19 protein-coding genes are annotated in these 17,399 nt (G+C 43.4%); 13 read left to right on the top strand and 6 right to left on the bottom strand.

Annotated features, from left to right (window positions below; translation table 11 throughout):
• Positions 1-15: 15 nt before the first annotated feature.
• Positions 16-1,293: a Vi polysaccharide biosynthesis UDP-N-acetylglucosamine C-6 dehydrogenase TviB gene (gene tviB / locus ACPUEY_RS06020; protein WP_425121502.1), complete on the bottom strand. Its 1,278-nt coding sequence runs from the start codon at positions 1,291-1,293 to the stop codon at positions 16-18.
• Between the two features lie 412 nt (positions 1,294-1,705).
• Here tviB and ACPUEY_RS06015 point away from each other — a divergent pair, with 412 nt between their 5' ends.
• The 12 genes from ACPUEY_RS06015 (at position 1,706) to ahr (ending at position 12,348) form a co-directional block, all read left to right on the top strand.
• On the top strand, positions 1,706-2,785 hold the full coding sequence (locus tag ACPUEY_RS06015; protein WP_425121527.1) for a polysaccharide biosynthesis/export family protein: 1,080 nt from the start codon (positions 1,706-1,708) through the stop codon (positions 2,783-2,785).
• A complete protein-coding gene (locus ACPUEY_RS06010) occupies positions 2,785-3,213 on the top strand; it encodes a low molecular weight protein-tyrosine-phosphatase (RefSeq protein WP_425121501.1) in 429 nt (142 codons plus the stop codon). The genes ACPUEY_RS06015 and ACPUEY_RS06010 overlap by 1 nt, the downstream gene beginning before the upstream one ends.
• Before the next feature lie 18 nt (positions 3,214-3,231).
• On the top strand, positions 3,232-5,418 hold the full coding sequence (locus tag ACPUEY_RS06005) for a polysaccharide biosynthesis tyrosine autokinase (protein WP_425121500.1): 2,187 nt from the start codon (positions 3,232-3,234) through the stop codon (positions 5,416-5,418).
• Positions 5,419-5,689: 271 nt separating this feature from the next.
• The gene (locus ACPUEY_RS06000; RefSeq protein ID WP_092820100.1) at positions 5,690-6,394 is read left to right on the top strand and encodes an FKBP-type peptidyl-prolyl cis-trans isomerase; all 705 of its coding nucleotides are present in this window, start codon (positions 5,690-5,692) and stop codon (positions 6,392-6,394) included.
• A gap of 49 nt (positions 6,395-6,443) precedes the next feature.
• Positions 6,444-7,145 carry an FKBP-type peptidyl-prolyl cis-trans isomerase gene (locus ACPUEY_RS05995; RefSeq protein WP_092820101.1) on the top strand — a complete coding sequence of 234 codons (702 nt, stop codon included), beginning with the start codon at positions 6,444-6,446 and terminating at the stop codon, positions 7,143-7,145.
• A gap of 362 nt (positions 7,146-7,507) precedes the next feature.
• Positions 7,508-8,248: a dienelactone hydrolase family protein gene (locus tag ACPUEY_RS05990; RefSeq protein ID WP_425121499.1), complete on the top strand. Its 741-nt coding sequence runs from the start codon at positions 7,508-7,510 to the stop codon at positions 8,246-8,248.
• A 69-nt stretch (positions 8,249-8,317) separates the two neighbouring features.
• Complete coding sequence (locus tag ACPUEY_RS05985; protein WP_092820103.1) at positions 8,318-8,680, top strand: HIT family protein; 363 nt, start codon at positions 8,318-8,320, stop codon at positions 8,678-8,680.
• 123 nt (positions 8,681-8,803) lie between these two features.
• Positions 8,804-9,838 (top strand): A/G-specific adenine glycosylase, encoded by a 1,035-nt coding sequence (gene mutY, locus ACPUEY_RS05980; protein WP_425121498.1) that lies wholly within the window; start codon positions 8,804-8,806, stop codon positions 9,836-9,838.
• 61 nt (positions 9,839-9,899) lie between these two features.
• Positions 9,900-10,439 (top strand): M23 family metallopeptidase, encoded by a 540-nt coding sequence (locus ACPUEY_RS05975; RefSeq protein WP_425121497.1) that lies wholly within the window; start codon positions 9,900-9,902, stop codon positions 10,437-10,439.
• Positions 10,440-10,456: 17 nt separating this feature from the next.
• Complete coding sequence (locus ACPUEY_RS05970) at positions 10,457-10,702, top strand: hypothetical protein (protein WP_092820106.1); 246 nt, start codon at positions 10,457-10,459, stop codon at positions 10,700-10,702.
• A 20-nt stretch (positions 10,703-10,722) separates the two neighbouring features.
• Positions 10,723-11,307, top strand: a complete 585-nt coding sequence (locus ACPUEY_RS05965) for a DNA-3-methyladenine glycosylase I (protein ID WP_425121496.1) — start codon at positions 10,723-10,725, stop codon at positions 11,305-11,307.
• 18 nt (positions 11,308-11,325) lie between these two features.
• Positions 11,326-12,348, top strand: coding sequence for an NADPH-dependent aldehyde reductase Ahr (gene ahr, locus ACPUEY_RS05960; RefSeq protein ID WP_425121494.1), 1,023 nt, complete (start codon positions 11,326-11,328; stop codon positions 12,346-12,348).
• 98 nt (positions 12,349-12,446) lie between these two features.
• Here ahr and ACPUEY_RS05955 read toward each other — a convergent pair whose 3' ends face one another.
• From ACPUEY_RS05955 to dapB, 3 genes are all read right to left on the bottom strand, one after another.
• Complete coding sequence (locus tag ACPUEY_RS05955) at positions 12,447-13,337, bottom strand: LysR substrate-binding domain-containing protein (protein WP_425121492.1); 891 nt, start codon at positions 13,335-13,337, stop codon at positions 12,447-12,449.
• Positions 13,338-13,603: 266 nt separating this feature from the next.
• Positions 13,604-14,248 (bottom strand): START domain-containing protein, encoded by a 645-nt coding sequence (locus ACPUEY_RS05950; protein ID WP_425121491.1) that lies wholly within the window; start codon positions 14,246-14,248, stop codon positions 13,604-13,606.
• Between the two features lie 60 nt (positions 14,249-14,308).
• Positions 14,309-15,130: a 4-hydroxy-tetrahydrodipicolinate reductase gene (dapB, locus tag ACPUEY_RS05945; RefSeq protein ID WP_425121490.1), complete on the bottom strand. Its 822-nt coding sequence runs from the start codon at positions 15,128-15,130 to the stop codon at positions 14,309-14,311.
• A gap of 280 nt (positions 15,131-15,410) precedes the next feature.
• Here dapB and ACPUEY_RS05940 point away from each other — a divergent pair, with 280 nt between their 5' ends.
• Entirely contained in the window at positions 15,411-15,659 is a 249-nt protein-coding gene (locus tag ACPUEY_RS05940; RefSeq protein ID WP_425121489.1) for a hypothetical protein, read from the top strand.
• A 68-nt stretch (positions 15,660-15,727) separates the two neighbouring features.
• On the opposite strand, the gene dnaJ is transcribed toward ACPUEY_RS05940, so the two are convergent.
• A complete protein-coding gene (gene dnaJ / locus ACPUEY_RS05935) occupies positions 15,728-16,840 on the bottom strand; it encodes a molecular chaperone DnaJ (RefSeq protein WP_425121488.1) in 1,113 nt (370 codons plus the stop codon).
• A gap of 107 nt (positions 16,841-16,947) precedes the next feature.
• A complete protein-coding gene (locus ACPUEY_RS05930; protein ID WP_092820114.1) occupies positions 16,948-17,325 on the bottom strand; it encodes a hypothetical protein in 378 nt (125 codons plus the stop codon).
• Positions 17,326-17,399 lie beyond the last annotated feature (74 nt).

Raw genomic sequence — 17,399 nt, 5'->3', positions numbered from 1 at the left:
TAATATCCTTATCAATTATAAACGAAGATCAGATTCAGACTGTGCAAGTACATATTTCAAATCATATAAAACATGTTCTGCTTTGCCCAAGGCACGAATTTTCTCTACGCCCATCTCTTTAAACTGATGATGTGCCACCGCCAGAATGATGGCGTCATAGCTGTGGTCTGTTAATGTCGAAACAGGCTGAATCCCATATTCATGCTCGGCCTCGGCACAATCTACCCATGGATCATAAACATCTACATTCACGTGATATTCTTTCAGCTCATTGACAATGTCGATGATGCGGGTGTTACGGATATCGGGACAGTTTTCTTTAAAACTTAAGCCCAGAATCAGCACCTTGGCATCTTCCACCTGAATGCGTTTTTTCAGCATGCCTTTCACCAGCTGAGTGACCACATAGGCGCCCATGCCATCATTCAGACGGCGCCCGGCCAAAATAATTTCAGGGTGATAACCAATCGCTTGCGCTTTATGGGTGAGATAGTACGGATCCACCCCGATACAGTGCCCGCCGACCAGACCCGGACGAAACGGCAGGAAGTTCCATTTCGTGCCTGCAGCCTCAAGCACCGCTTCAGTATCAATCCCCATTTTATTGAAGATCAAGGCCAGCTCGTTAATCAGCGCAATATTGACATCCCGCTGGGTATTTTCAATCACTTTTGCCGCTTCAGCCACTTTAATGCTGGTGGCTTTATGCGTTCCGGCTTCAATAATCAGGTTATAGACCTGATCGACAAAATCAGCGACTTCAGGCGTAGAACCTGAAGTGATTTTAAGAATATTGGTCACGCGGTGCAATTTGTCACCCGGATTAATGCGCTCTGGACTATAACCGGCAAAGAAATTCTGGTTGAATTTCAAGCCTGAAACTTTTTCCAGTTCTGGAATGCACACCTCTTCAGTGGCTCCCGGATAAACCGTTGACTCATAAACAACAATGTCGCCGTCTTTTAGCACTTTACCAATACTTTGCGAGGCTTTGACCAATGGCGTCAGATCCGGCTGTTTATATTCATCAATCGGGGTCGGCACCGTCACAATAAAGAAGTTGCAGTCTTTTAGATCTTCTAGATTTGCAGTATAGGTTAAATGAATAGATTGTTTTAATTCTTCAGGCGAGACCTCTAAGGTATGGTCTTGACCGCTTTTTAATTCATCAATACGCTTTTGATGAATATCGAAACCAACAACAGAAACCTGTTTTCCAAACTCTACAGCTAAGGGTAAACCTACATAACCTAGCCCAATAATTGCTATTTTCAGTTCAGAGAGTTGTAACATATAGAAGCCTATGCGAGCGATGAATTCTTGATCATCGTGACGTTGTAAATAGCATTATAATATAACAGAAATTGCAGTAATTTTAATTGTAAAATATTGTCTTTATAGGAGAGATCATTCAAACGGGCAATTTATGCCAATCTTAAAATCAGGGTTGATAAACGCCAAAAACATCACACAATAAATAAATTTAATTTTCTTGCTATTTCTTATTTAAAGATAACCCAGTAGTATTTCCACACCTATACCCAACATCTTACGATTCAACAACATCTTAAACTAGGTAACAAAACATTAATGGTATAAAATATTATTGTTCAAATTTCATTTATTGGACAAGTTACGCCCATATATTAATTTCAAATTATTTTTATAAACAGGATTTCGAGTGAGTTACTACCGTTATAGCGTTATGTTTGCACTGAGTTTAGGAATGACTGGTTGTGCAATCACTTCTGGTTTACAAACTTATGATTTACCTAGTGAAGGGGTTTATCAAACGGATTTGGGCACTCAAGTCAATGTAATCAAACTCACTCAAGAATCGCTGTTTGCCGTGCAGCCGGCTGAAATTAATATTCGTCAGGATTATGCCCATTTATTTAATACTTCCCATAAAAATTATAAATTGAGTCCCGGAGATATTCTTTCTATTTATCTTTGGGCCTATCCTGAAATTACTCCACCTACCAATACAATTAATAATGAACAAGCCGTTCAGGCCAACGGTTATCAAATTGACCAAAATGGCTACATCCAGTTTCCCATGATTGGACGTTATAAAGCCGCAGGAAAGTCATTGACTCAGGTCAACCAGGAGTTACGTAGCCAACTTTCCCATTATTTAAAAACCCCGGATGTGATTGCCCGGGTATTGTCTTATCAAGGTCAACGCTTTTCGGTACAAGGCAATGTGATGAAAGGCGGACAATTTGCGCTTAGCGATCAACCTGTCAGCGTATATACGGCTTTAGGTATGGCAGGTGGGGTGAATTCCCAGCAAGGGGATAATGCTTCTATTACGCTGGTCAGACAAGGTCGTAGCTATCAGCTCAATAGTATTGAGCTGGAAAAAGCCGGACTGTCCTTACATAACCTGCTGCTCCAACCCAATGACACTTTATATGTCAATTCACGTGAAAACCAAAAAGTTTATGTGATGGGTGAATCGGGTAAAAACCAATCCCTGCCAATGCGCGATCAAGGCATGAGTTTAAGTGATGTTTTAGGTGAAAGTTTAGGTTTAAATCCGCTGTCTGCGAGCCGAAGTAAGATTTATGTCGTCCGTAGCAATGCCGGGGATAGCTCTACAGAAGTTTATCAACTGGATTTAACCAGTATTGCCGATTTTGGTTTAGCCAATAAGTTCAAGATGCGTAGCAATGATATTGTCTATGTCGATGCTTCTGGTCTAGCTCGTTGGCAACGCGTAGTGAACCAAATTATCCCATTCTCGAATGCACTTTATAATTTGGATCGCCTGGGGCAATAATGCAAATTCAGAATATCCTTGTGGTTTGTGTAGGTAATATCTGTCGTAGTCCGATGGCGGAATATTTCTTAAAACAGCAGTATCCGCAACTGCATATTGAGTCTGCGGGTATTTCCGGTTTAGTCGGCCACGCTGCAGATCAAAAGGCCTGTCTTTGCATGCAGCGCCTAGGCATTGATATGAGTCCTCATATTGCCAAAAAGCTGAACGCTGACCTGATTAAAAAGGCCGATCTGATTTTAGTCATGAGTCAAAATCAGCAAAAGTATTTAGAGCAAACCTGGCCTTTTGCGAAAGGAAAAACTTTCCGCCTGGGTCACTGGCAAGGCAAAAATGTTCCTGATCCCTTTCAGCATGAGCAATTGGTCTTTGATGAAACCTGTCAGTTAATACAAGATTGTATTAGCGACTGGACACAACATATTTAACTTTTTGATAGCAAGATTATGAGCCAAAATACTAATACCGAAGACACTATTGATTTAAAAGAATTATTCTTTTCACTGATTGCTCAATGGAAACTTATTGCACTCTGCATCATTTTAAGTCTGGCTTGCGCACTACTATATTTAAGAACCACTCCTGATACCTATTCAGTTGATGCCTTGGTACAAGTCGAAGAAAGCAAGGGGACTTCTGCCGCATTATTGGGTGATTTATCCAATATGATTGAGCAGAAGCAACCAGCTCAGGCTGAAATTGAACTTTTGAAATCGCGATTAGTACTTGGCTCAGTCATTAAAAACTTAAATCTGGATTTAAAGATTTCCGGGACAGAAAACAGTTTTTTTGATCGCTTGTTAAATCCACACGATTATCAGACTCAATATCACAACAAATCTGTTCTATTTAAGGATGATGCCCAGTCATTTGATGTTCTCAAATTTGAAGTTCCGACTGACTACTTAGACAAGAATTTATTACTTAATTTTAATGGCAATAAATTCACCTTAACGGATCCAGAAACCGAACAAGTGGTTTTTACTGGACTGATCAACCAGGAGAGCCATCTCAGTTCAGAAGTCGGGACTTGGAAAGTGGCCATTTATACTCAAGACCAGCTGAAAGACAGTTATAATATTGCAAAAATGTCTTTACCTGCTGCCATGAGTTCAATCACAAATAACTATTCTGTGGCTGAAAAAGGTAAAATGACCGGTATCTTGGGTCTAAATTATCAAGGTCAAGACAAACAACATATCACCCAGGTTCTCAATTCAATTCTGGTTGCCTATAGCCACCAAAATATTGAACGCCGTTCTGCTGAAACTGCACAAACACTTAAATTCCTTGAAGAACAGTTACCTGAATTAAAGCAACAGCTGGATGTTGCTGAACGTGAATTCAACAAATTCCGTCAACAGTTTAATACGGTTGATGTGACCAAAGAATCCGAACTGTATTTAACCCAGAGCATTCAGCTGGAGACCTCTAAAGCTGAACTGGAGCAAAAACTGGCGGAAGCTTCTGCAAAATACACCAGCGAACATCCGGTGATGCAGCAAATGAATGCTCAACTTGGTGCTATTAATAATAAAATTGCCGAGCTGAATGGTACCTTAAAACAGCTGCCTGATTTGCAACGTCGTTATTTACAGCTTTACCGTGAGGTTGAAGTCAAACAGCAGCTGTATACTGCCCTGCTTAACTCATACCAGCAATTGCGTATTGCCAAAGCGGGCGAAATTGGCAATGTCCGGGTTGTCGATACAGCCGTTGAACCGGTTAAACCGATTGCGCCGAAGAAATTACAGATTCTGATTTTATCCATCTTTCTGGGCGGTTTTATTGGAACCTTACTGGCTTTATTACGCAATATGATGCGCTCAGGGATTAAAGATGCCGATCAAATTGAAAATGAACTGGATTTACCGGTCTATGCCACTGTTCCGCGTTCACCGATTCAAGAAAGTCGGATTAAGCTTCTGAAAAAGAAAAAGCATATTCCTATTTTAGCCGTTAAAAATAGTGATGATATTGCCATCGAAAGCTTACGCAGTATGCGTACTGCCATTCACTTTGCTTTAAGCGAAGCCAAAAACAATATCATCATGATTTCCGGCCCTGCTCCTGAAGTGGGTAAATCTTTTATTTCTGCAAACTTAGCGACGATTTTGGCGCAAAGTAATAAGCGGGTATTAATTATTGATGGTGATATGCGTCGTGGTTATTTACATAAGTATTTCAACCATGACAACCAATCCGGTTTGGCTGAATATTTAAATAGTCAACAAACACTTGAAAGTATTGTTAAATCTACTGACGTTCCCCACCTGGATGTAATTACTCGTGGCAAAAGCCCAGTGAATCCTTCAGAGCTTTTAAGTTCAGCAAAGTTCTCGGAACTTTTAGAACAAATTTCGCCCCGCTATGATCACGTTATTATCGATACCCCACCTGTACTGGCAGTAACAGACGGTATTATCATTTCACAATATGCGGGTGTAAATTTAGTCATCGCACGATATGCAAAATCACAGATGAAAGAACTGGAATTAACTGTCAATCGTTTTGAACAAGTCAATGTTAAGGTCAATGGCTTTATTCTGAATGATATTCAACGTGGCTCGGGCGCTTATGGCTATGGCTATAACTATACTTATGGTTATAAGGCCTCGAAAGATAATGATTAAATCTTTTTTATCGATATTGTTTAAAGCGGTGTAGGCTAAAAGCCAGTGGAAATCACTGGCTTTTGCTTTTGAGGCTTATTTTTATGGAAATAAAAAACAGATATTTTATTGTATGAGAAATGTTTTATATATTCAGACTGTTATAGAATAGTTGGGTTGATAAGAATATATTGGGTTTCTATACACCACGATTCGCTCGAAACGTGCTGGATAGAAAAGTCTGCTAAAATTAATGCAACTTTTTTAATATAAAATGATTTTGGGAAAACCTATGAGTAAAGCCTTACCCATCGCTGTCGCTGTTCTTTTAGGCGGTGCTGCACTTGTACCTGTTTATTATGCAACTCAAAACCCGGCTACTGTGACATCAAAAGCATCAAAAAATGCCTCTGCTGTTGAAAAAATCAGTTATGCGCTCGGTTATGAAGTCGCACATCAAACCCCGCCTGAATTAGACATTAACAGCTTTGTTACAGGTGTGCGTGAAGGACATGCTCGTAATAAACCGGCTTATACAGAACAAGAACTTCAACAAGCCTATCAGCAGTTCCAGAAAGAGATGCAACAGAAACAGCTGGATCAAGCCAAAACAGCTCAATCCTCAAGTGACAATTTCTTGGCTGAAAATGCGAAAAAACCGGGTGTGAAAACCACGGCTTCAGGCTTGCAGTACAAAATCACCAAAGAAGGTACCGGTAAACAGCCGACCGCAACTTCTGTTGTTACCGTTCATTACAAAGGCCAACTGGTCGATGGCAAGGTATTTGACAGCTCGATTGAACGTGGACAACCGATTGAATTCCCGCTCAATCAGGTCATTCCGGGTTGGACTGAAGGTCTACAACTGATGAAGGAAGGCGGTAAAGCTACCCTTTATATTCCTTCACAATTGGGCTACGGCGAACAAGGTGTTCCGGGCATGATTCCTGCCAATAGCACCCTGATTTTTGATGTTGAACTGATTAAAGTAAAATAAAAATTTTAAGGAGAGCTTTTGCTCTCCTTATTTATCTTGAGATAAGAAAATGAAAACATCTATAACACTCCTTTGTTTATGCATGTGTACCACGGCAAGTTTTGCAAAAACGGTGACCAATAGCAGCAGTTTAAAGGAACAGGTTGGTTACAGTTTCGGTTACTTAATGGGACGTAGCAATGCTGACTCGTTTAAAGATTTAGACTTGGAGGCTTTCATCCTGGGTCTAAAGACAGCCACGCAAGGCGGTAAATCTGCCCTGACCGATGAAGAAATGGCTCGTGTTTTGAACCAGCATAAAAAGCAGAGTGAAGCAAAACAGCTGATTGAATTAAAACAAAAGGCCGAAACCAATGCCAAAATTGGGGCGGAATTTTTAGCAGCCAATGCCAAAAAAGAAGGTGTTCAAAGCACCAAATCCGGTTTGCAATATCAGATTTTAAAACAGGGTACAGGAAAATCACCGAAGGCCAATTCCGTGGTTAAAGTCAATTATGAAGGTCGGCTCATTGATGGAACCGTGTTTGACAGTTCAATCGCCCGGAACCAGCCAGCGGAATTTCAGGTCAGCCAGGTGATTCAAGGCTGGACGGAAGGCTTACAGCTGATGAAAGAAGGGGCCAAATACCGCTTTTTCATTCCGGCACAGCTGGGCTACGGTCAAATTGGTTCCGGCGATGTGATTGAACCGAATAGCACCTTGATTTTTGATGTCGAACTGCTTGAAGTATTGCCTAAATCCAGCAAGTAATCGATCAGCCCCTGTTTCATGTAAAAATAGCGAGTGAGTTAACCTGAAACTCCCCCCACAGTTAGGGCTGCTCGCCATTTTTAACATGGATGAGATGCATTAGCCCATATTGCACTTCATGCTGGCAGAGGTCATTCTTTTGAAATCCTGCCAATCTATTTTCTCTTTTGCCACACCCTAGAAATAAGATTAACCCTATATTTATTCAATATTTAGATACATATCCTGGTTAATTAAAAGCATGTTTCAATTTATGCAGAATAGTTGCTGCCAAAACTGAACGATCTTGTACAATCATTAAAGAAAATTCATTTCTATCTTTTTAATTCATACATTTTTTATTTATTACAAGGATCAAATCCATGGCTCTCAGCATTAAAACTCGCGAAATTCAGTACACCGCGCCAGACGGAACCCAGTTGATTGGATATTTTGCCGCACCTGAATCAGAAAAACCGCTCGCGGGCATTATTGTTGCGCCAGAATGGTGGGGACGAAACGATTACACTGAACAACGCGCGCGTGAGCTGGCCGAACATGGTTATGCTGCTTTTGCCATTGATATGTACGGGGATAAAAAAGTCACCACGGCTGTGCCTCAAGCCAGCGAATGGATGATGCAAACCTTTGAAGATCCGGAAACAATTGTGACTCGTGCGTCCGCAGGTTTGGCCACATTAGCTGCGCAAGAAGAAGTAAATGCAGATAAACTGGCAGCTATAGGCTTCTGTTATGGCGGCAAGGTGGTGCTGGATCTGGCACGTTCCGGTGCCGATTTAAAAGCGGTCGTGACCTTCCATGGCAACTTGACCCCGAAAACCCCTGCACAACCCGGACAGGTGAAAGCAGAAATTCTGGTGCTCCACGGAGAACTGGACAGCATGGTCAGCCTGGATGATGTAGCTCGCTTTAAAGAAGAGATGCATGCTGCTCAAGTCGAGCATGAAGTGATCATTTTTGAAGGCGCCAAACATGGCTTTAGCAACCCGCTTGCAGATGAGCGTGCCAAAGCCAATGGTATTGATCTGGGCTATAACGCAGCAGCTGAGCAGCAAGGCTTATCTACCATGTATGAATTATTTAAAACGCGACTTGGTGAATAACAATGAAGGTAAAGATGGCCCTGCTATTTTTACCCATCCAGTGATGGATCATTTAGAGAGGATACAATAATGACGACAAACAATTGTGTATATTGCAATTTTGATGAATATGACATCATTGATAAGAATGATTTCGGTGTAATTTTGCCCGAGCCAAATGCTTTATCTCAAGGTCACTCGGTTATTGTTCCCCTGCGCCATGTCAGCTCTTTTTTTGATATCACCGACAAAGAACGTAAAAGTCTGATGTCCCTGCTTGAGCTTGCCCGTAATGAGTTGAAGCTACGTTATCATCCTGCCGGCTTTCATATTGGCTTTAATGATGGTGCGGTGTTTGGTCAGGCTGATGAACATCTGCATATTCACATCATTCCACGCTATGAAGGTCAGACATTGAAGCTTGATGAGCGTTGGGGCATGATCAGCGATTAAAAATGGATTGTGCGTTATCACTCAAAAAATGATGCTTCGGCATCATTTTTTTTGCTTCGGACAACACCGCAGTACTGGGCAATTTTCGTTATACTATTCATCTATTCCCACGCTACGGTTCACATGTCACAGTTTTCTTTTGCCGATGCCCTGCTTTCCTGGTTTGACGTTCATGGCCGTCATGATTTGCCCTGGCAAGTCGCGGATGATCCCTACAAGGTCTGGGTTTCTGAAATTATGCTGCAGCAAACTCAAGTGAAAACCGTGCTGCAATATTTCGAGCGTTTTATCGAACGCTTTCCGACGGTAGCAGATTTGGGACAGGCCAGTTGGGATGATGTAGCCCCGTATTGGGCAGGTCTGGGGTATTATGCCCGCGCCCGAAATTTGCATAAAGCGGCGGGAATGGTGGCTCGTCGAGGTCATTTTCCAGCGACATTAGAAGAATGGATCGAACTTCCCGGAATTGGCCCATCCACTGCCGGGGCACTGATGTCCCTCGGTTTGCGTCAGTACGGCGTAATTATGGATGGCAATGTCAAACGGGTATTGGCGCGTTTCTTTGCCATTGAAGATGACCTGTCCAAACCGGTGCATGAACGTGCCATGTGGCAACTGGCAGAACAGTTGTGCCCGGTTGAGCGCAATCATGACTATACCCAGGCAATTATGGATCTGGGAGCAACTATCTGTACGCCGAAAAAACCGCTCTGTTTATATTGCCCGATGCAACAGCACTGCAAGGCCCATCAACAGGGACTGGAAATCGAGCTGCCGTTTAAAAAAGCCAAAAAACCTGTTCCGCTAAAATCAGCGCAAGTTTTGCTGATTCAGTCTGATGATCAATGGTTATGGCAACAACGCCCCAATAGTGGCTTATGGGGTGGTTTGTGGTGCCTGCCGATTATTGAAAATCCTGCCGAATTTGAACAACTGTGCCAATCTTTAGGTTTAAAAAAAGTGATTCAACGGGCGCAAATCACGCACAGTTTTACTCACTTTACCTGGCAACTGGAAGCCCTCTGCTTTGCAGTCGATCCTGACCAGCAGGAACATCTGGCAATCGAACTGAATGGCACATGGTTAGACCCCGAAACTGCAACGGCTATGGGGCTGCCCACCGCAATGAAAAAATTGATCTCTGCAGTAAATTTATGAGATAGTCAGGCACTGTAGTTCGAATAATTTCATATAGATTAGAATGAAAAAAGGATGAACAGTGCTACGTTTTATTTCAACCTTATTGTTGGGTTTTAGCATTTTGTGGATTGCGGCATGTACCTCGACACCGCATAAACCATCTTCCCCGCTTCCCCCGGCTCAGGTGCAAAAGCTGAAAAGTATGCAGCTGAACTCGTCATTGCCTATTCCGGTAAAAAATATCAAAGCCAGACAGCTAAAGGATACCTGGGGAGCTTCGCGCAGTCATGGCCGCACCCACGAAGGCATTGATATTATGGCTCCACGTGGAACAAAAGTACTGAGTGCCACAGAAGGTCTCATTGCCGACTTACGCAATAACAATTTGGGTGGTAAAGTGGTTTGGATTCTGGGACCGGGTGGAACCTGGCATTACTATGCCCATCTTGATGAGCATAAACGCGGCCTAAGTGTCGGCGATTATGTCAAAAAAGGTGATCTGATTGGTTATGTCGGCAATACCGGCAATGCACGCCATACGGCACCGCATTTACACTATGGCATTTACCTCGAGGGTAAGGGTCGTGGTGTGGTCAATCCCTATCCTTATTTACGTTAATTTTTTAGGAACTATTCATGTCAGAAGCGTTGATCAATCGTTTGGTCGAATTTGCTGAATCAGGCAATCAACAAAAAATTGTGTTGGCGGGACAAACCCATCAAGGCTGGGTGATGGAAATTACCGAAGAAGCGCTTTTGATCAGCACCGGTTTTGCAGAAAAAACGGGTAAAGACATGTGGATTCAGTTCACTGACTTACCGCAAGCCGAACTGTATTACTGGGATAACCAGCACGATCAATGGACTGAATTTAAGCTATAAGTGCTTAAGGAGCATCAGAAATGTCGATTCAACGCTGTGGCTGGTGCTCGAATGATCCAATGTATATGGCCTACCATGATCATGAGTGGGGCAAAGCCAGTCATGATGAGGCGCATTTATTTGAAATGCTGTGCCTGGAAGGACAGCAGGCCGGTTTGTCCTGGATTACCGTGCTGAGAAAGCGTGAAGCTTACCGTGAACATTTCTTTCAATTTCCGATTGCCAAGATCGCCCAGTTCAGTGATGCAGAGCTGGAAAATAAACTCCAGGATGCTGGCCTGATCCGGCACATCGGCAAGCTCAAAGCCATTCGTGACAATGCCATTGCCTGGCAGCATTTAAGCCAAGCACTAAAACCACAACAGAGCAATGTTAGCGACTGGTTATGGAGCTTTGTTGAATATCAAACCCTATACAATGATGTGCCCAATTATCGTCAGGCACCGGCCCAAACCGACATCAGTCTTGCACTCTCAAAAGCTTTAAAAAAGAAAGGTTTTAAATTTGTAGGACCCACCACCTGTTATGCCTTTATGCAGGCGGTGGGTATGGTCGATGACCATGAAAACCATTGCTCTTTTAAAACAGGTTCATCATTAAAATGATCAGGAAAGGATTTTGCCATGAGTAATAATATTATCCATGCCTATGCAGCCATGCAGGCAGGTGCAGCACTTGAACCCTATCAGTTTGATGCCGGAGAGCTGCAGCCGCATCAGGTTGAAGTTAAAGTTGAATACTGCGGTTTATGCCATTCCGACATTTCAGTGATCAATAATGACTGGAAATCTTCAGTTTATCCCGTGGTGGCCGGACATGAAATTATCGGTACCATTGTACAGCTGGGTTCAGAAGCCAAAGGCCTGAAAGTGGGACAGCACGTGGGCATCGGCTGGACAGCAGAAAGTTGCCAGTATTGCGATCCCTGCGTATCGGGTCAGCAAGTGCTGTGTAGCGGTGAAAAAACAGCGACCATTGTAGGCCATGCCGGTGGATTTGCCGACAAAGTCCGTGCTGGCTGGCAATGGGTGATTTCCCTGCCCGAAGATCTGGATCCGGAAAGTGCCGGTCCGTTACTTTGTGGCGGCATAACCGTATTTGATCCGATTCTCAAACACCAGATTCAGGCCATACATCATGTGGGTGTAATCGGGATTGGCGGCTTAGGTCATATGGCAATCAAACTGCTAAAAGCCTGGGGCTGTGAAATTACCGCCTTTACTTCAAATTTGGACAAGACCGAAGAGCTGAAAGCCATGGGCGCTGACCATGTGGTGAATAGCCGTGACCTTCAGACCATTAAATCGCAACGCGGCAAGTTTGATTTATTACTCAGCACCGTCAACGTGACCTTGGACTGGCAGGCTTACCTTGCTACTCTTGCGCCAAACGGTACCGTGCATATGCTGGGGCTTCCCCTGGAGCCCATGCAGATCTCAGCCGGCACATTGATTGGCGGTGCAAAATCCGTGACCGGTTCTCCTACAGGCTCCCCTGCGGCACTACGCCAATTACTGAAGTTTGCAGCGCGTAAAAATATCGCACCGCAAATTGAAGTTTTTCCAATGTCACAGCTCAATCAAGCCATTGAACATCTCCATTCGGGTCAGGCCCGTTACCGGATTGTACTCAAAGCAGATTTCTAGTTCATTTTTCAATTTAATTTTCACTTAAATCCAATCTGCCAAGAGCTATAGCGCTTGGCAGATTTTTATTCATTCTGACAACTTGGTCTTTAAATCGCTTATAAATATACAGCCAGTTTTTGTGCCAGAAATTCGATAAATAAGCGCACCCTTTTCGGCAGATGTTCTTGTCGATAGTACACTGCATGGATGTTCTGATAATGCAGACGAATTTGGTCTTCAAATAAGGCCTTCAGGCGACCGGCCTGTAAATCATCTTCGACCAAAAAGCGCGACAAACAGGTTATTCCCAAGCCTTGTAGAGCCAGTTGCCGGACCGTTTCTCCATTGGAGGCTTTTATTTGGGGATGAACCGTCAAATCTTCACCATTCAACTGAACCGGCCAGGTATTTAAATGCGTCGGCTGACTAAAACCCAGTAAAGTATGCTGGGATAAATCCGCTGGAGATTGCGGTACTCCATGTTGTTCCAAATAAAGAGGATTCGCCACAATGTACAGGCGGCTGCGGCATAATAACTTGGCATGTAAACTTGAATCGTGCAGCTCTCCAAACCGGATTGCGACATCGGTTTTATGCTCCAGTAAATCAATCACCTGATCATGATTATTCAGTTCAATTTCAATATTGGGATATTGCTGCATAAACTCCTGCATCAGCGGCACAATGACATGCAAGATAAAAGGGGTCGCAGAATCTATCCGAATCCGTCCCGAAGTATCGCTATCAGATTTCAGCAAGGCATCTTCGGCTTCGGCCAAATCGTTTAAAATTTTACGGGCTTTTTCCAGAAACAGTTGCCCTTCCTGGGTCAGTTTCAACTTGCGTGTGGTACGTTCCAGCAAGGTCACATTGAGCTTATTCTCCAGACGTTGCAAAGCCCGACTCACCCCGGATGTGGTTTGTCCCAGACGCTCGGCTGCCATCACAATCGAGCCACTATCGACAATAGTCACAAAAGCGTGGAGTTCTTCAATGGTCGATTTCATCTTCCACTCATGTATTGATTATTCATCAATAATATTGTGCAAAGTAATGTATTTTTTAACAACAATAAACCTTTAAAATCACGTTCATCTTCAAAATTTAAAGATTGCATAAATCCAGCAATCCATCGCTTGCATTGGCATTCAATAGTTACGGACCAGCCACCTTTGCCCTAGTTCCACTGCTGTAAAGCAGGAGATGATCTATCCTGTTCATAAAATATATTTAGAAAAAAGTCCGCACAATGCGGACTTTTTATTTTTCTGTTTTAACGTAATGCTTCAGGCAACAGCGGAATACTCGAGGGTTTGGCCAGTTCAGCTTTCATCTTCTGCAGCATCTGATAAGGCTGCTGCTGTACAAACATATTCACAAAGGTTAAAGGAATAGAACCTTCAGGGTTGGCATAACCATACGTGGAAACTTTGACTTTGTTATTGGCTAATTTCTGAAAAGTCCAATCGCCTTCATAATGGGTCAAACGTACATAATTCGGATTTTTGGCATACGCTTTATCAACCGCTTTATTTTTAATGGTGATCATGCCTTGAGCATCTTTCATCATTTTGCCTTGCACCACCAAATCACGGTCTTTCAACGGAAATGGAAAATCCAGTACCATATACAATAAAAATTCGCCTTTTTTATCATCGCGCGATAGCACTTTCACGCTGCCCATATACGGCACCCATTTCACCGCATGGTCGACATCCAGAATCAGACCAACGGCCTTTTCAAAAGGCGTATCGTAAGTAGTTTCAGCTTTATATAAAAATACCGGGTTCTGGCTGTTTTGATAGGTCCAGACCTTAATATTATTTTTGTTAATACTGAGTTTGGCATTATCCACAGGTTTAGCTTGCGCAGTAGCAAGCATTGCTACTGCACAGGCCATCAATATCACTTTTTTCATTCCATTGTGCTTCTTATTTTAATTTTGCTAGATATTGTTATAAATGATTTTAACGATTTTTTATACTTGAATATCGTTAAAACCCAGTACATCTTTCATGTCATATTTACGGGCTTCACGTCCCACTACCCAAGCTGCGGCACGAACAGCACCCGCGGCAAAGTTCATACGGTTGGTTGCTTTATGGGTAATTTCAACACGTTCGCCTTCGCCAATAAACATTACCGTATGTTCACCGACAATATCGCCACCACGAATGGTTTCAAAACCAATGGTTTGGCGATCACGTGGACCAGTATGACCTTCACGGCCATAAACTGCCACTTCTTTCAGATTGCGTCCCAAAGTATCAGCAATCGCTTCACCCATCATCAGTGCCGTACCTGATGGTGCATCGACTTTATGACGGTGATGCGCTTCAATCACTTCAATATCCACTGTGTCGCCAAACACTTTAGAGGCAAGTTCCAACAGCTTGATGGAAACGTTCACGCCAACTGAATAGTTTGCCGCATAGACTACAGGGGTTTGCGTTGCGCTGTCATCTAGAAATGCTTTTTGTTCGTCATTCATACCCGTAGTACCAATGACAATGGCCACGCCGGCTTCACGGCACAATTTCAAATGCTGTGCAGTCGCGACAGGTGCCGTGAAATCAATCACCACGTCACAGTCTTTTAATACGTCTTGTAAATTGCCAACAACCTTGACCCCAACTGGACCAATACCGGCAAGCTCGCCTGCATCTGCACCAATCAGGCTGCTTTCAGGGCGTTCAACTGCTGCTGCGAGCTGATAGCCGGCTTCTTTCACGGCTTGAATAAGGATGCGTCCCATACGACCGCCTGCACCTAATACACCAATGCGTGGAGCTGCTGACATAACATATTCCCAATGTTGATTCTAAATTGTTGTTACTATATCAAAACTCTGTACCGAGACTAAGTTTCAGCCTGAAATTTTTTATTTAAAAAAGAGAAACCGGTCATGACGAATGTTTATGCCAAAGCAAGATGCAATGGCTCAACCCCGACTGGTTGCTGTATTGAAAGTTCAGCGTTAAAAATAAATGATTTTGCTGCTGATTTTCATCTCCCTGTAAACATCACTGCGCAGACTACGCGACACGAGTGATAAAAAGATGAATTATAAGGAGATCAGCATGCATTCGAAAAAAATCGCGTTAACCGTTTTGATGGCAACCATCGTCAGCACAGCGTGGGCAGAACCGGCAATCCAAGCGGGAGATACTTTGGAAAGCTTATCGCAAGTCAAAATAAATATTCGTACCCATAGCGCTACACCGGCTCAAGCTGAAAATAATCCGGCAGTGACCAAGCAAGAACCGGCTGGCGAAGCAGTAACGCAATCGGTAGATGTCGAAGCGATTGACAAACCGATCGTCGAATAAGGGCTTAAATGGCTATAAAAAAAGGGGGAATATCAATATCCCCCCTTTTTTTCAAAATGTGTCTGAAATCAATCAAACAGACCGAAGAACGACTTTTTCTTAGGCGATGATTTATTGTCATCACCATCCATCGTTTCTTGCAATTCTTTTAACAATTCACGTTGACGCGCAGTCAAGTTCACTGGTGTTTCGACCACTACGCGGCAAAGCAAGTCACCCTGCATGCTGGTACGTACCGGTTTAACTCCTTTACCACGCAAGCGGAACAGTTTGCCGGTTTGAGTTCCCTCAGGAATTTTTAGGCTGACACGGCCATCCAGAGTTGGAATCTGGATTTCTTTACCCAAGGCAGCATCGGCAATAGATACCGGCACATCCATATACAGGTCTGCACCGTCACGCTGGAAGATGTCATGCTCGCGCACCACCACTTCTACGTATAAGTCACCGGATTGACCATCACGAATCGCTTCACCTTTACCGCTTAAACGTACGCGGTCACCGTTGTCCACCCCTGCAGGAATGGTCACTTCAAGGGTTTGCTGACGGTCTTTTACGCCTGAACCATGACAGGTGTTACATGGGTTCTTGATGATTTTGCCTTGACCGCGACAGGTGCTACAAGTCTGCTGAACAGAGAAGAAACCTTGCTGCATGCGCACTTGACCTGCACCATGACAGGTTTTACAGGTTTCAACATCGTTCGGGTTTTTAGAACCCTTACCGTCACAGGCCTCACACGGTGCCGGTGCAGTAAAAGTAATGGTTTTTTTCACGCCCTTGACCGCTTCTTCAAGGGTCAATTCCATCACATAACGCAGGTCCGATCCGCGACGTGCACGTTGCTGGCCACGGCCGCCACCGCCACCGAATGCGCCACCAAAGATGTCGCCAAACTGACTAAAGATGTCTTCTGCGCTGAAACCACCACCAAAGCCACCACCGCCCATACCGCCTTCAAAAGCGTTATGTCCCATACGGTCATACATGCTGCGTTTTTCGCTGTCCGATAAAATTTCATAAGCTTCGGCAGCTTCTTTAAATTTTTCTTCAGCTTCAGGGTTGTCCGGGTTACGGTCTGGATGATATTTCATCGCCAACTTACGGTAGGCTTTTTTAATTTCATCATCACTAGCGGTTTTAGCGACGCCCAAAACCTCATAATAATCACGTTTAGCCATGTCTGGCGATGCTCCTCACGGAATTTTATTTAATACTTAACTGTGGAGTGAAATTGGGGACGGAAACAAATTTTACAAGGGAAACAGAGGAAAAAAGTTTATTCGGATTAAAATACGGCTTTATTTTTGAAAAAACGGGAAATTCCTTTTAGCCAGGCATTCAACAAAAATAAAAAGGCAATCAGCGCGAAAATCACGCCTGTAACAGTACAGCCTTTTACCCAGACTGCACTATCCCAATAAAAGAAAATCAGCGGAATAAACCAGAGGGCCGCAAAACACACCAGAATCATATAAATCACAATATTACGCATGATCCAGAGGGCTTGAGCCTGAAGCCAGACCTCCACTTCATTTACTTGTGTGACTTTGCGCGCAAACCAGTAAGCAAATATGCCGCTAATCACAGTAAATAAGGCCAAAAACATCAAGACATAAGAAATCGCAATAGAACGGCGAAGTCGGCTTAAGTTGTCTTGCTTCATGTGCGTTTTAACCCCATTTACCACATCTTTAGATTTTTAATATGCAGTAAATTGCTTTATAGAAATGTGTACGA

The sequence above is a fragment of the Acinetobacter sp. G11 genome (genome assembly GCF_049808495.1).
GTDB classification, from domain to species: Bacteria; Pseudomonadota; Gammaproteobacteria; order Pseudomonadales; family Moraxellaceae; genus Acinetobacter; species Acinetobacter kookii.
The sequence above is the reverse complement of the archived record's forward strand: the minus strand, read 5'-3'. Positions and strand labels throughout refer to the sequence as shown.

Coding starts and splice junctions, on each gene's coding strand:
- ACPUEY_RS05970 (WP_092820106.1), top strand. CDS start 10,457: ATGTCAGAAGCGTTGATCAATCGTTTGGTCGAATTTGCTGAATCAGGC.
- ACPUEY_RS05990 (WP_425121499.1), top strand. CDS start 7,508: ATGGCTCTCAGCATTAAAACTCGCGAAATTCAGTACACCGCGCCAGAC.
- ACPUEY_RS06015 (WP_425121527.1), top strand. CDS start 1,706: ATGTTTGCACTGAGTTTAGGAATGACTGGTTGTGCAATCACTTCTGGT.
- ACPUEY_RS05965 (WP_425121496.1), top strand. CDS start 10,723: ATGTCGATTCAACGCTGTGGCTGGTGCTCGAATGATCCAATGTATATG.
- tviB (WP_425121502.1), bottom strand. CDS start 1,293: ATGTTACAACTCTCTGAACTGAAAATAGCAATTATTGGGCTAGGTTAT.
- ahr (WP_425121494.1), top strand. CDS start 11,326: ATGAGTAATAATATTATCCATGCCTATGCAGCCATGCAGGCAGGTGCA.
- mutY (WP_425121498.1), top strand. CDS start 8,804: ATGTCACAGTTTTCTTTTGCCGATGCCCTGCTTTCCTGGTTTGACGTT.
- dapB (WP_425121490.1), bottom strand. CDS start 15,130: ATGTCAGCAGCTCCACGCATTGGTGTATTAGGTGCAGGCGGTCGTATG.
- ACPUEY_RS06005 (WP_425121500.1), top strand. CDS start 3,232: ATGAGCCAAAATACTAATACCGAAGACACTATTGATTTAAAAGAATTA.
- ACPUEY_RS05985 (WP_092820103.1), top strand. CDS start 8,318: ATGACGACAAACAATTGTGTATATTGCAATTTTGATGAATATGACATC.
- ACPUEY_RS05930 (WP_092820114.1), bottom strand. CDS start 17,325: ATGAAGCAAGACAACTTAAGCCGACTTCGCCGTTCTATTGCGATTTCT.
- ACPUEY_RS05950 (WP_425121491.1), bottom strand. CDS start 14,248: ATGAAAAAAGTGATATTGATGGCCTGTGCAGTAGCAATGCTTGCTACT.
- ACPUEY_RS05940 (WP_425121489.1), top strand. CDS start 15,411: ATGCATTCGAAAAAAATCGCGTTAACCGTTTTGATGGCAACCATCGTC.
- ACPUEY_RS05955 (WP_425121492.1), bottom strand. CDS start 13,337: ATGAAATCGACCATTGAAGAACTCCACGCTTTTGTGACTATTGTCGAT.
- ACPUEY_RS06000 (WP_092820100.1), top strand. CDS start 5,690: ATGAGTAAAGCCTTACCCATCGCTGTCGCTGTTCTTTTAGGCGGTGCT.
- ACPUEY_RS06010 (WP_425121501.1), top strand. CDS start 2,785: ATGCAAATTCAGAATATCCTTGTGGTTTGTGTAGGTAATATCTGTCGT.
- dnaJ (WP_425121488.1), bottom strand. CDS start 16,840: ATGGCTAAACGTGATTATTATGAGGTTTTGGGCGTCGCTAAAACCGCT.
- ACPUEY_RS05995 (WP_092820101.1), top strand. CDS start 6,444: ATGAAAACATCTATAACACTCCTTTGTTTATGCATGTGTACCACGGCA.